The organism is Streptomyces sp. ID05-39B, assembly GCF_033794725.1.
In the GTDB taxonomy this organism is placed as follows: domain Bacteria; phylum Actinomycetota; class Actinomycetes; order Streptomycetales; family Streptomycetaceae; genus Streptomyces; species Streptomyces bobili.
Window position 1 is genome coordinate 1 of sequence record NZ_JARGEF010000021.1, and the last position, 14581, is coordinate 14581.

At 75.4% G+C, this 14581-nt stretch carries 2 protein-coding genes; both read right to left on the minus strand.

What is annotated here, in order from left to right; genetic code table 11:
• A partial coding sequence (locus P1P75_RS07830) for a phosphopantetheine-binding protein (protein ID WP_319252894.1) occupies nucleotides 1-593 on the minus strand: 593 nt, incomplete at its 3' end.
• A 64-nt stretch (nucleotides 594-657) separates the two neighbouring features.
• Nucleotides 658-14445: an SDR family NAD(P)-dependent oxidoreductase gene (locus P1P75_RS07835; RefSeq protein WP_319252896.1), complete on the minus strand. Its 13788-nt coding sequence runs from the start codon at nucleotides 14443-14445 to the stop codon at nucleotides 658-660.
• Between the last annotated feature and the right edge of the window lie 136 nt (nucleotides 14446-14581).

Below are 14581 nucleotides of genomic sequence, written 5' to 3' on the forward strand. Positions count from 1 at the left end.
GACCATGCGGGGAGGCCGGCCGGTGCGGGGGCGGGCAGGACGGCCCGTGCGGGCGCCGGGAGCAGCTCGGCGTCGGCGGTCCGGGGCGCCGCGAGCAGCTCCGCTTCGGCGGTCCGTGGCGCCGGGAGCGGAACCGGGTGGCCTCCCCGCTCCAGCCACCGTCGGGCCAGGCTGCTCGGCCGGGCGTCGGCGAACACGTCGTCGAGGTCCAGTTCCACGCCGAGATCGCGCTCCAGCTCCGCCGCCAGCTCCACGGCGTGCACGGAGCTGCCTCCGGCGTCGAAGAAGTCGGCGTCGGCGTCCAGGTGCCCCTGGGGCAGATAGCGCCCGGCCGCTACGGCGATGGCGTCGGCCAGGCCGTCGAGGTCGAGGTCGAGCACAGGGGTGTCGGGGCCGGCCACCGGCACCGAACCGGAGTCTCCTGGGGCGGGCTCAGGACCGGCCGGGTCGGCCGTCATGACCAGCGCCAGCAGCTCGCTCACGCCGAGTCCGCTCCCGCCCTGCTCGATCGCCTCGGCGGTGGTCCGCCCGGCGTTCACCGGCTGTCCGGCGTCGGTCCGCTGTCCGGCTTTCGCCGCCGCTTCCTCGTTCATGTCACGCATGAGAGCCCTTCACGATGTGCACGGTCCTTTCCCTGCTGCTGCGAAAGCGTTGCTGTCATTGTTCCCAGGAGCGGAACGCCCGCAGATGGTCGGGAGTGGCGACGGTCTCCAGGAGTTCGTCGTCCGGGTCCCCGCCGCCGAGCGCGGCCACGATCCGGCGGGCCGGGGCGTTGCGCGGGGTGCGCTCGGCCGTCAACCGGACCTTGGTGCAGCCCAGTTCGTCGGCGCGGTCGGCGAGCCGGGCGAGGAGCCTCTCCTCCACGCCCCGGCCCAGCGCGCGGCAGCTCATCAGCCAGGCGAGGACGTCGAGTTGGTCGCCCTCGGCGCGGACGGCGAGCAGGCCGATCTGGCCGTAGTCACCGAACCGGTCGCGGGCCGAGGCCGTCCACACCTCACCGCGGCCGAGCCACCGGTCGAGGTCGCCGCCGTCGGCGGAGCGGGCGCGCAGCGTGAACTGGTTGGTGCGCCGCACGAGTTGCTCGGCCCGCTGCAGGTCGTCCTCGCCGAGGGCGCGGACGGCGACCTCCAGGTGCAGCTGGGCGAGGAACTCCTCGAAGCCCGCCTGCTCGCGGACGGCGTCCCGTTCGCGTTCCTGGTCGTAGAAGTGGGCCCGCAGGGCGTCCTCGGCGGTGGCCGGGGCGGGGACCAGCGGCCACAACCGGGCCAGGAACTCCTCCAGTCCGGCGGCCGGCGGGCAGGTCACGGACAGCACCTGGGGCAGCGCGGCACGCATCCTGCCGATCTCGGCGGGGTTGTCGTCGAGGAACAGGAAGCTGTCCACGCCCAGGTTGAGGGTGCGGGCCGCCTCCGCGACGCGGGTCGGCTTCGGGCCCCAGGCGGCGGACAGGACGCTGAAGTGCTCGGCCTTCAGGAGGCTGTCGGGCCGGTCGAGGACGGCCCGGACGGTGTCCTCGTCGTTGTTGCTGACGAGCGCCAGCAGCGCTCCGGCCTCGCGCCACTGCAGGAGGCGGCGCGCGAGGAGGGCGCGCGGTCCGGTCAGGTCCACCGCGTCGGGGCCGATCTCGCCGGCCACGCCGCCCCACAGCGTCTCGTCGCCGTCGACGGCGATCACCTTGGGCGCGGGCCGCAGCACGGACCGGACGGTCTCGGCGAGGCACAGCGCGACCGCCGCCTGGAAGGGCGGGGTGAAGGGCAGGTGGGCGAGGCGTTCGGTGCGCTCGTCGAAGGGTTCCGCGACGGCGTGCCGGCGGGTCCAGTCGTCGGGGCGGAGCACCGCGACGCCGGGCAGCGCGGCGAGTTCGCCGGCGATCTCGTGCTCCCAGCGGGTGAGGCGGTCGTCGGTGCGGACGGCCGGCAGGAAGCCGACGATCAGCGGCTTGCGGGTCCGTTCGGCGACGGCCCGCAGCGCGGCCGGGTACTCGGTGCGCAGTTCGGCGAGGAGGGCGTCGTCGACCGGTCCGAAGCGTTCCAGGTCGGGCGCCCGCAGAAGGACGACGCAGACGGCCGTGCCGGGGTCCGCGAAGACGCCGGAGGGGTCGCGCAGGGCGGCGAGCACCTGGTGGTACGGGGCTTCGGCGACCGTCGGCCCGCCGTGCGGCGCCTCGTCCTTGAGGGCGGTCGCGCACATCAGCGGAAGGTTGCCCAGGGCGAAGGTGGCGGCGAGGGCGAGGGACGGGGCGGGCGCGGCCTCCTGGCCCGCGACCGGAGTCGACGCGTCCCGCGCCACCTCCCCCAGCAGCTCCACGAACTCCTCGCCGAGCGCGGCCGTGGCCGCGGGGTCGAGGATGTCGAGGTTGTGGTCGAGGCGGATGCGGCCCGCGTCGGGGGTCATGGTGATCATCAGGTCCAGGTCGGAGTAGCCGGTGCCGGCGGGCAGGACGTCGAGGTGGTCGAGGCGGCCGCCGTAGCGGACGTAGTTGAAGTAGACCTCGACGAGCGGGGCCTCGGCGCGGTGCAGGCCCTGGCGGGCGAGGGTCGCCAGTACGTCGGAGAACATGGCGCCCCTGGCCAGGAGCCGTTCCATACGGCCGTCGGTGCGCCGCAGCACGTCGGCGACGGGTTCGGCGGCCCGTGCCTCGGCGGGGAACGGGACGGGGACGCCGTAGAAGCCCACCGCGTCGAAGGCGTCGGCGTGGATGCGGGTGTCGACGGGGACGGCGAGCACGAAGCGTTCGCGTCGGCGCTTGCGGGCCAGGAGCACGGTCAGGGTGCCGAGGCAGAACGCGGCGGGGGTGACGGCGAGGTCGCTCGCGGCGGCGCTCACGCGGTCCATGAGCCCGTCGGGGAGCGTGACGCTGACGCTGCCCGCGCGGTACGTCCGCCGTTCGGGGCGTGGGTGCGACAGGGTCAGATCGAGCCGCTCGCTGCCGTCGAAGGCCTCGCGCCAGTCGTCCGTCGCCGTGCCCTCGCCCGCCTGCTGGGCCTCGATGAGGAGGTGGACGTCCCGGTTGGTGGGGTCCGCGCCGAGCGGGGTGCCGCAGAGTTCGGCGTCGATCTCGCCCGCCACGAGGAGCAGGGACTGGAGGTCGCTGACCGCGTGGTGGGCGCCGAAGACCAGGATCTGGCCCCGCTTCCCGCCGTCCAGCAGCTCGAAGCGCCACAGGGGCGCGCTCGCCAGGTCGAACTCCGGTTCCAGCAGCGCCCGCAGGCGCTCGGCGGCGTCCGGATCGTCGGTCACGGGCGTCCACCGCAGCAGCGGCGGCACCTCGCGGACGACGTGCAGCAGACGTCCGTCCGCGCCGGTCCGGACGGAGGTGCGCAGGGCTGCGTGCCGGGCGGCGAGGCGGTCCACGACGGCCGTGAGCGTGTCGCGGCCGGTGGGTGTGGTGAGGCGTACGGCGAGGCCGACGGCGTGGGCGGCCTGCGGCATGCCGGGGCGGGCGCTGCGCAGCAGACGTACGACGTCGCGGGTCGCCGGGTGCGTCTCGGTCTCGGGGACTTCGGCCACGGGATCGGCGGTGCGCTGTTCGGCCGCCCGTTCGGGCAGGGCGGCGGCCAGGGTCCTGGCCAGGCTCCTGATGTCGGCGGCGGCGAACATCTCGGCGGTGGGCAGTTCGACGCCCAGTTCGCGGGCGAAGGAGTTGCGCAGCCGCACCAGCATCAGGGAGTCCAGGCCGAGTTCCTTGAGCGCGCTGCTCGCGGAGGTGTCGACGACGCCGCCGGAGACCTCGCCGACGCGGGCGCGGACGTAGGCCTCCAGCCAGCTGACGCGGTCCTGGTCGGTGGTGGCGGCGAACACCTTGCGTACGAGTCCGTCGGCGTCGCCGGTGCCGGTGGGGGCGGTGACGAGGTCGGCGAGGATCGGGCGGGTGCGCACCGCGTCCGGGGAGAGGGCGAGGAGTTCCCAGTCGAGGGCGAGGGGGGCGAGCTGGCGGCGGCGGGTGTCCAGGACGCGGTCGAAGAGTTCGCCGCCCTCCTGCGGGGAGAAGGCGAGAAGTCCGGAGCGGCTGGTCTCGGCGGCGCGGGTGCCGGACCCGGCGACCATGCCGACGCCGGACCATGCGCCCCAGTCGAGGCTGAGCGCCCGTCGTCCGGTGCGGGAGAGGTGGTGGGCCCAGGCGTCGAGGAAGGCGTTGGCCGCCGAGTAGGGGCTCTGTCCGGGTGAGCCGAGCAGGCCGGCCGCCGACGCGAACAGGACCAGGTTGCCCGCCTCGGGGGCGAGTTCGGTGAGCAGGGCGGTGCCGAGCACCTTGGGCGCGAGGACGCGCAGGACGCGTTCGTCGGTGAGGTTGGCGACGGTGGCGTCGTCGAGGACGCCGGCCGCGTGCACGATCGCGGCGATGGGGCCGGCCTCGTGGCGCAGGGCGTCCAGGGCGGCCGTCAGGCTGTCGCGGTCGGCGACGTCGGCGCGCGTGAGGTGCACGGTGATCCCGCGTTCCTCCAGGCCGCGGATCCAGCTGCGGGCGTCCGGGGCGGGGGTGCCGCGGCTCATCAGGGCGAGGTGGCGGGCGCCGCGCCGGACGAGCCGTTCGGCGACGACGCGTCCGAGGCCGCCGAGACCGCCGGTGATCAGGTGCACGCCGTCGGGGGTGACGACGGGTGTGCCGTCGGTGTCGGGGCGGGTGCGGGTCAGGCGGGGGACGAGGCGGCCCGGCTCGCGCAGGGCGACGAGGCGTTCGTCGTCGGCGTGGCGCAGCTGGGTCCACAGGGCGTCGGTGCCGCCGGTGGGCGGCAGGTCGACGAGGGTGACCGTCAGTTCGGGGTACTCCTGGGCGACGGCGAGGCCGAAGCCCCAGGCGAGCGCCTGCTGCGGGTGGGCCACCTGCGTGCTGTCCCCGGCGGCCTGGCCGCTGTCCCCGGCTGTCCGGCCGTGGTGCCCGGCCGCCTGACCGTCGCCCCCGGCGGCCTGGCTGCCGCGGGCGACGACGAAGAGGCGCGGGGAACGGCCACGGGGGCGGTCGGCGAGGGCGCGGACGAGGTGGAGGGTGCTGAGGCAGCACAGCCGGGCCGCTTCCTCGGCGGTCGCCCCGTCGGTGACGGCCGGGGCGTCGAGCGCGCCGAGCTGTACGACGCGGGCGGGAAGGGTGTCGGGGTAGGCCTCGTCGAGGAGGCGGGCCAGGTGGCTCGGGTCGGCGAGGTCGAGGACGTACCGGCCGGGGCCCTCCGCGGTGAACGCGGTTCCGCCGCGGGCGACGACGTGCGGGACCTCGGTGCCGAGGCGGGCGAGGAGGTCGTCGGCCGTGCCGGTGGCGTCGGCGAGGATGAGCCAGCTGCCCTCGGTGGGGCGTTCCTGCGCGGCGGGGCGGGGCTGCCAGCGCGTCTCGAAGAGGGCACCGTCCAGCGGGGAGAGCGCGGCGAGCCCGAACTCCTCGGCTTCCAGGACGAGTTGACCGTCGTCGTCCCACAGGCGCAGGTCGAGGGAGGCGGTGTCGCCTTCCACCGCGCGCAGTTCGCAGCTGACCCAGACGGGTGCGGTGCGCCGTCCGGTGTGACGGACGCGGCCGAACCCGGCGGGCACGAACGCCCGCCCCTCGGGCGCGTCGCCGGGCAGGGCGGCGGTGTGCAGGGCGGAGTCGAGGACGGCCGGGTGGAACAGGTGCCCGGCGGTGGGCCGTTCGGCGAGTCGTGCGAGCGCGGCGCTGTCGCTGCGCCGGCCGGACTCCAGGTTGCGGAAGGCGGGCCCGTAGTCGATGCCGAGAGCAGCCAACTGGGCGTATACGGGCGCCAGTTCGACCACTTCTGTGCAGCTCGCGCGCAGCTCGTCCAGCCGTGGCTCGGGAACGGGTGGCGTGTCGACGAGCATCCGGCCGGTGACATGGCGTTCCCAGCGGCGCTGTCCCTCGGCGGCGGAGGCGACGGTGAACTCGCGGACGCCGTCCTCCGCCGGGCGCAGCACGAGCTGGATCCGTACGGGCCGGGCCTCGTCGAGGCGCAGCGGCTGGACGAACCGCACGTCCTCCAGGCGCACTTCGGTGCCGTCCGTCGTCACGGCGTGGGCGGCTTCCAGGGCCATGTCGAGGAACGCGGCGCCGGGCAGCCAGACCTCGCCCGTGACGCGGTGGTCGGTGAGGTAGGAGAAGCGGCTGTCGCGCAGGTCGACCTGGCTCTGGAAGAGGTGCCGGTCGGGTTCGTCGCTGGCCTCGACGTGCGCGGCGAGCAGCGGGGAGGCGCCGGCCGCGGTGGCCGGGGCGGGGGCGAGCCAGTGGCGTTCGCGGGCAAAGGCGTAGGTGGGCAGGTCGAGGCGGCGCCCCTGGGGGAAGAGGGCCGTGAGGTCCGGTGCGTGGCCCGCGGTGAACAGTTCGCCGATCCGGCGCAGCAGCATGGCGTGGCCGTCCTGCTGGCGGCGCAGGGAGCCGATGCCGACGGCGTCGATGCCGGCCTCGGCGGCGACGGCTTCGACGGCGGCGGTGAGCGAGGGGTGCGGGCTCAGCTCGACGAAGTAGCGGTAGCCGTCGTCCAGCATCCGTCGGATCGTGTCCGCGAAGCGGACCGGCCGGCGCAGGTTGGCGAACCAGTACGCGCCGTCCAGGCGGTCGCCGTCCACGGGTTCGGCGAGCACCGCCGAGTAGAGGGGGGTGTCCGTGCGGGTGCCGCGGACGCCGGCGAAACGGTCGAGGAGTTCGTCGCGGAGCGGTTCCATGAGCGGGCTGTGGGAGGCGAACGGCGTCGACAGCCTGCGCACGGTGACGCCCCGCTCCGCCAGCTGCCGGCCCAGCTCGGCCAGTGCCTCGGCCTCCCCCGAAACGGCGGTGGAGCGGGCGCTGTTGAGGGCGCCGACGAACAGCCGTCCCTCGTAGGGCGTGAGCAGTTCCTCGACCTCGGTGTGCGGGAGGTCGACGGCAACCATGCCGCCGTGCCCGACGAGCGGCACGACCGCGTGGGCGCGGCCGGTCACCACCGTCACGGCCTCGTCCAGGGTCAGGGCGCCCGCGCTGTAGGCGGCGGCGATCTCGCCCAGGCTGTGGCCGACCACGGCGTCGGGGGTGACGCCGAGGGCACGCCAGGCGGCGGCCAGGGCCGCGTTGACGGCGAACAGCACCGGCTGGAGGTATTCGGTGCGCTCCAGCGGGGAGAACTCCTCGGGTGCGCGCAGCACATTGAGCACGGACCAGCCGACCTGCCGCCGCACGGCCGCGTCGATGCGGGTCAGCTCCGCCCGGTAGGCCTGCGAGTCGGCGAACGACTCCAGGCCCATGCCCGGCCATTGGCCGCCGTGCCCGGCGAACAGGAAGGCGACCTTGCCGCTTGGCTCCTCGCGGGACGGAGCCACGGGCGCACGGCCGGACGCCAACGCGTCGAGGACGGTACGCAGTTCGTCCCGGTCGCCGGCCACGACGGTGGCGCGTCGCTCGAAGTGGCTGCGGTGCCGCGCCAGGGTGTGGGCGACCTCCGGCAGCGGGGTCTCCTCGGTGACGTACGCCGAGAGCCGTGCCGCCTGCCCGCGGACGGCGGCCTCGCTGCGGCCGGACAGCAGGAACAGGTGCTTGCCGCCGCCCGTCGCGGCCGGTGTGCCCGGTGCGGTCGCGGGCGCCTCCTCGACGACGATGTGCGCGTTGGTGCCGCTGATCCCGAAGGCGCTGACGCCCGCGCGCCGGACCCGCTCCCCGGTCGCCGGCCAGGGCCGGGCCTCCTGGAGGAGACTCAGTCCGCTGTCGTCCCAGTCGACGTGCCGGCTGGGCGTGTCGGCGTGCAGGGTGGCCGGGAGCGTCCCGTGGCGCAGCGACTGCACCACCTTGATCAGCCCGGCGACGCCCGAAGCGGCCTGCGCGTGACCGATGTTGGACTTCAGGGAGCCCAGGTACAGCGGGCGGTCCTGGGGCCGGGAGGCGCCGAAGACCTCGGTGAGGGCGTTCGCCTCGATCGGGTCGCCGAGCGTGGTGCCGGTGCCGTGCGCCTCGATGTAGTCGATGTCCTCGGGCGCCAGCCCGGACTGCTCCAGGGCGCGCCGCAGGACCAGTTCCTGGGCGGGGCCGTTCGGGGCGGACAGTCCCTGGCTGCGGCCGTCCTGGTTCACGGCGGTGCCGCGCAGCACGGCCAGCACCTCGTCGCCGTCGCGCCGGGCGTCGCCGAGCCGCTTCAGTACGAGCATGCCGGCGCCCTCGGCCCAGATCGCGCCGTCGGCGTCGTCGGAGAAGGAGCGACAGCGGCCGGTCGCGGACAGGCCGCGCAGCCTGCTGAACTCGACGTAGGTCTGCGGGGTGACCATGAGGGTGACCCCGCCGGCGAGGGCGAGGTCGCACTCGCCCGACCGCAGTGCCTGTGCCGCGAGGTGGGTCGCCACCAGGGAGGAGGAACACGCGGTGTCCACGGTGAGGGCCGGCCCGTGCAGGCCGAGGGCGTACGACAGCCGGCCGGAGGCGACGCTCAGCGCGGACCCGGTGCCGACGTAGCCGTCGAGCTGGTCGAGGCGGGTGCCGGCCAGGTACTCGCTGCCGAACATGCCGACGTACACGCCGGTGGTGCTGCCCGCGAGGTCCCCGGGCACGATGCCGCCGCGCTCCAGTGCCTCCCAGGTGGTCTCCAGCAGCAGCCGCTGCTGCGGGTCCATGGCGGCGGCCTCCTTCGGGGTGATGCCGAAGAAGCCCGCGTCGAAGGACTCGATGTCGTCGAGGAAGCCGCCGTCCCGGGCATAGGACTTGCCGGGGACGTCCGGGTCGGGGTCGTACAGGGACTCCACGTCCCAGCGGTCCGCGGGAAAGGGGCCGACGGCGTCGCGGCCGTCCGCGACGAGACGCCACAGGTCGTCGGGGTCGTTCACCCCGCCGGGCAGGCGGCAGGCCATCGACACGATCGCGATCGGCTCGTCGGCGGGGGCGGCGGCGCGGGCCGCCCGTGCGGGGGCCGCCCGGCGCCGGGGGCCGCCGAGCGCCGTGTCGAGCAGGTGGCGGGCGAGCCGTTCGGGGGTGGGGTGGTCGAAGAGGAGCGTGGCGGGCAGCTTGGCGGCGAGGCGGGCGCCGATGCGGTTGCGCAGCTCGACGGCGGTCACCGAGTCCATGCCGAGGTCGCGCAGCGGCTGGTCGGGGCGGACGGCCTCCGCCGAGCGCAGACCGAGGGCGCGGGAGGCCTCCTCGCGGACGAGGGCGAGGACGCGTTCGGCGCGTTCGGCCTCGGGCAGTGCGGCGAGCCGGTCGGCGAGGCCGCCGCCGCCCTGTCCTGCGGTCCGCGGGGCGGGCAGCAGGGAACGCCACAGCGCGGTCCCCGTCACCTGCTCGCGCAGCCGCGGCAGGTCGAGCGAGAAGGCCACGAGGTGGGGTGTGCCGCGCCGCAGGGCCAGTTCGGCCAGGTCACGGCCCTGGTCGGGGGTGAGGGCGCGGTGGCCGAGGCGGGCCATCCGGTCCAGGTCGGCGTGCTCGGCGGCGAGGCCCTCACCGGCCCAGGCGCCGAAGGAGACGGACGTGGCGGGCAGGCCCTGGGCGCGCCGGTGGTGGGCGAGCTGGTCGAGGAAGACGTTGGCGGCGGCGTAGTTGCCCTGGCCCGCGTTGCCGAGGACGCCCGCCGCAGAGGAGACCAGCAGGAACATCTCCAGCGGCAGTCCGGCGGTGAGCCGGTGCAGCTGGGCGGCGCCGTCGGCCTTGGGGCGCAGCACCCGGGCGAGCCGTTCGGGGGTCAGTTCGGCGATCACCCCGTCGTCCAGGACGCCCGCGCAGTGCACGACCCCTCGCAGCGGGTGCTCCTCGCCGACGCGGGCGAGGACGTCGGCGAGGGCGTCGGCGTCCGCGACGTCGCAGGCGGCGACCTCGGTGTCGGCGCCGAGCGCGGCGAGTTCGGCGACGGTCTCGGCGGCACGCGGGTCCGCGGTTCCTTGACGGGACGTCAGGAGGAGTCGGGGCACGCCGTTCTCGGCGAGCAGCCGGGCGAGGTGCCGGCCTACGGCTCCCAGGCCGCCGGTGACGAGGACGGTGCCGTCGGTGGGCAGGGGCCCCCCGTCGCCCGCGCGGGCACGGATCAGTCGCGGTGCCAGCAACTCGCCCGCCCGCACGGCGAGTTCCGGCTCGTCCTCGTGGGCCACGGCGGCCTGGACGGCGCCCGCGCGCTCGGAGGTGTCGAGGTCGAGGAGGGTGAGTCCGAGGTCCGGGTGTTCGGAGCGGGCACTGCGGGCCAGCCCCCAGAGCACGGACTGGGCGAGCGCCGGCACGGCGTCCCCCGCCCCGGCCGCGACGGCGCCCCGCGTCACCCAGAGGGTCCGCGCGGGTGCCTGCCCCGGCGGGAGGGCGAGAAGCGCCTGGAGTTCGGCCAGGGCGACCGCGGCCAGCTCCAGGGCCATGGAGGCGGGTTCGCCGTCGGTCTCCGGCCGCGGCCAGAACCGTACGACGACATCGGCGGCCGTGTCGGTCAGCGGGATCCCTGCACAGGCCAGTTCGCGCGCGGCCGCCGCGTCCCCGACGACGGACCAGGCTCCCTCCGGGACCTCGGACGCCTGGGGCAGGGCCGTCCACGCGACCTCGTACAGGTGCCGCCCGTTCTCCGATCCGGCGCTGAGGTCCGCCGGAGTGGCCGCCCGCAGCCGTACGTCCTCCAGCCGGCCCGCGGGGAAGCCGTCGGCGTCCCACAGCGTGACGTCGAGGGTCAGGTCGGTGTCCGTGGATCCGGTGCGGCGGACGGAGACGATCAGGTCGTCGGCGCGGCCTTCGAGGAAGGTGCAGCGGCCGACGGCGACGGGGAGCAGCACCCGCTCGTCGCAGGCGTCGAGCACGGCGGCCACGTGCAGGGCGGCGTCCAGCAGCGCCGGGTGGACGGGGTACGGGTCGGACACGTCCCGCGCCCCGGCCGGCAGCGACAGCCGGGCGAGGAGTCCGCCTTCGCCGGTGAGGACGGCTTCCCGTACGCCCTGGAAGGCGTTCCCGTAGCCGAGGCCGACGCCGGTCAGTCGTTCGTACGTCTCAGGGGTCCAGGCCGGTGCCGCGTCCTGCGGCCAGGCCGGGGGGCGCTCTCCCGTGGTGCCGGCCGGGTCGGCGCCGGACGCGGTGGCGTGCAGGGTCCAGCCCGTGGCCTCCTGCCCCCTCGGGCGGCTGTGCACGGTGACCTCGGTGGCGGGACCGTCGACGGCCACCTCGACGGACACCTCGACCGTGCCGGAGGCGGGCAGCACCAGGGGGGTCAGCAGGAGCAGTCCGGTGACGTCGGTGCTCTCGCCGGGGCGGGCCGCGGTGAGGGCGGCGCGGCACAGTTCCAGCAGGGTCGTGCCGGAGACGACGGTCCGGCCGAACACGGCGTGGTCGGGCAGCCAGTCGGCGGTGGCCGGGGACCACTCGTTGCGGAAGGTCCAGCGGGTCTCGTCGGCCGACCGGAGCTGGACGCCGAGGAGCGGGTGCGCGGCCCGGTCGAAGATCCCGCCGGTGACGGACGTGCCCTCGGGCTCGATCCAGTACCGCTGCGTGTCCCAGGCGTAGGTGGGGAGTGGTGCGTGTCCCGTGTCGGGTACGACGCGCTGCCAGTCGATGTCCCGGCCGTGGACGTGGAGTTCGGCCGCCGAGAGGTCCAGGCAGGAGCGGGCGTCCGTGTCCCGGCGCAGTGAGCCGACGACGACCAGATCGTGCCCGCTCTCCTCGCCGATCGTGCGCAGGGCCGTCGACAGGGCGGGATGGGGGCTGAGTTCGACGAAGCAGCGGTAGCCGTCGGCGGCCATGCGCTCCACGGTGGGGGCGAACCGGACGGGCTCGCGCAGATTGGCGTACCAGTAGTCGGCCTCCAGCTCCTCGGTGACGGGCTCGCCGGTGACGGTCGAATACCAGGCGACGGACGCCGGGTAGGTGGTGACGCCGTCGAGTTCGTCGAGGATGGCGGCGCGGACGGGTTCGACCTGTGTGCTGTGGGAGGCGTAGTCGACGTCGAGGCGGCGCACGAACACCTGCTCGCGGTCCAGTTCGTCGAGGAGTGCCTGGAGCGGCTCGACCTCACCGGCGATCACCGTGGAGCGGCCGCTGTTGACGGCGGCGACGGACACCGTGCCGTCCAGGCCGGCGAGCCGCTCCTCGACCTCGGTGTGCGGCAGGGCGACGACGGCCATGGTGCCGCTGCCGGACAGGGCGGTCAGCGCCTGGCTGCGCAGGGCCACCACCGCTGCCGCGTCGTTGAGGCTGAGGGCGCCCGCCACACAGGCCGCGGCGACCTCGCCCTGGCTGTGCCCGATGACGGCGTCCGGGCGGATCCCGCGGGCCCGCCACACGGCGGCGAGGGACACCATCACCGCGAACAGCACGGGCTGGACGACGTCCACGCGGTCCAGGGACGGCGCGTCGGCGTCGCCGCGCAGGACGGCGGCGACGGACCACTCGGTGAAGGGGTGCAGGGCCCCGTCGCAGCGGTCGAGTTCGTCGGCGAACACCGGATCGTGCGCGAGGAGGTCGCGGGCCATGCCGGCCCACTGCGAGCCCTGGCCGGGGAAGACGAAGGCGACCTTGCCGGTGGGGTGGGTCTCCTGAGGGCCCGCGGTGGTGCCGGGGTGGGGCTCCCCCGCGGCCAGCGCGTCCAGGGCGGCGAGGAGTCCGGCGCGGTCGGCGGCCTGGACCACGGCCCGGTGCGCGAAGTGGGTGCGGTGGTGGGCGAGGGTCGCGGCGACCGCCGGGAGCGGTGCCGCGGTCCCCTCCCGCAGGGCCTCGGCGAGCCGGCCGGCCTGCCCCTTCAGCGCGGGGAGGGTGCGGGCGGAGAGCGGGAGGAGGACCGGGGCCGGGAGGCCGGTCCCGGCCGCGGCGAGATCGGCGCCGGACACGGAGACCTGGGTCCCGGGCTCGGAGACATCGGTCCCGGATACGGCGAGCCCGGCGCCGGACGGGCAGCCATCGGTCCCGGGCGCGGCCAGGCCGGCGCCGGGTGCTTCCTCCAGCACCACGTGTGCGTTGGTGCCGCTGATGCCGAACGCGCTCACGCCCGCCCGGCGTACCCGGTCCGCGCGGCGCGGCCAGGCCTGGGTCTCGGCCGGCACCCGCAGGCCGCTGCCCTCCCAGGTGATGTGCCCGGTGGGCGTCCCGGCGTGCAGGGAGGCCGGTATGCGTTCGTGGCGGAGTGCCATGACGGTCTTGATGACGCCGCCGACGCCGGCCGCGGCCTGGGCATGTCCGATGTTCGACTTGAGCGAGCCGAGGGCGAGGGGCCGGCCGGCGGGGCGGTCGGGTCCGAAGACGGCGGCGAGGGCGTTGCCCTCGATCGGGTCGCCGAGGGGGGTGCCGGTGCCATGCGCCTCGACGTAGTCGATGTCGCCCGGACGGAGACCGGCGGCGTCGAGCGCGGCTCGCAGGACCCGTTCCTGGGCGGGGCCGTTGGGCGCGCTGAGTCCCTGGCTGCGGCCGTCCTGGTTGAGGGCGGAGCCCTTGACGACGGCGAGGATCTCGTCACCGTCCCGGCGGGCGTCGGCGAGCCGCTTGAGCAGGACGAGTCCGCAGCCCTCGGCCCACACCACGCCGTCCGCGTCGGCGGAGAAGGGACTGCACCGGCCCGACGGCGACAGCCCGCGCAGCCTGCTGAACTCGACGTGCCCGCGCGGGGTGACGAGCAGCGTCGCGCCGCCCGCCAGGGCGAGGTCGCACTCGCCGGCCGCGAGGGCCCGTGCCGCGAGGTGCAGGGCGACCAGGGAGGAGGAGCATGCCGTGTCGACGGTGACGGCGGGCCCCTGGAGGCCGAGGGTGTAGGACAGCCGTCCGGAGGCCACGCTCGCGGCGGAGCCGGTGCCGACGTGGCCGTCGAGCTGCGCGAGGGAGGCGGCACCCAGGTAGCCGCTGTCGTAGAGGCCGACGTAGACGCCTGTGGAGCTGCCGTCCAGGGTGTCCGGGACGATGCCGGCGCGTTCGAGGGTCTCCCAGGCGGTCTGGAGCAGGATCCGCTGTTGCGGGTCCATGGCGGCGGCCTCGCGCGGGGAGATGCCGAAGAAGGGGGCGTCGAAGCGGTCGATGCCGTCGAGGAAGCCGCCGCGCAGGGTGTAGGCCTTGCCGGTGGCCTCGGGGTCGGTGTCGAGGAGGCCGTGGGTGTCCCAACGGCCCGCCGGGACCTCGGAGATGACGTCCTGGCCTGCGTCGAGGAGCCGCCACAACGCGTCGGGGTCGTCGGCGCCGCCGGGAAAGCGGCAGGCCATGGAGATGATGGCGATGTCGTCGCCGAGGGGCCCTGCGGCGGCACCCTCGCGGGGCGCCGCGGCGTCCTGTCCGGCGCGAGCGGTGGTGTACGCGGTCGGCCGTTCGTCGAAGAGTGCGTCGGTGAGCGCGGCGATGGTGGGGTGGTTGAAGACGAGGGACGGTTCCAGGGTGCGGCCGACGCGCTCGGAGAGCCCTGCACCCAGGGCCACCAACTGGCGTGATCCCAGGCCGAATTCGGCTAGGGGGCGGTGCGGGTCGACGTTCAGCGGGTCGAGACCGGCCGCTTCGGCCACGGCCGAGGCCAGCCAGGCGCGCACGCCCTCGGCGGTCGCCGGGGACGGCTCGGGGTTCTGGGGCAGGGACGCGTTCGCAGGCATCTGGAGAGGTCCTCGTGAGCTGGGTGCGCGGCGGACTTCCGTACGCGGTGGAAGGCGCGGCCGGAAGGGAGGGGCGGTTCGACGGCCCTGGGTCTGTCGGGTGGTCGGGACGGACTCGCGGGCTGATCCGGGCGAT

Coding starts and splice junctions, on each gene's coding strand:
- P1P75_RS07835 (WP_319252896.1), bottom strand. CDS start 14,445: ATGCCTGCGAACGCGTCCCTGCCCCAGAACCCCGAGCCGTCCCCGGCG.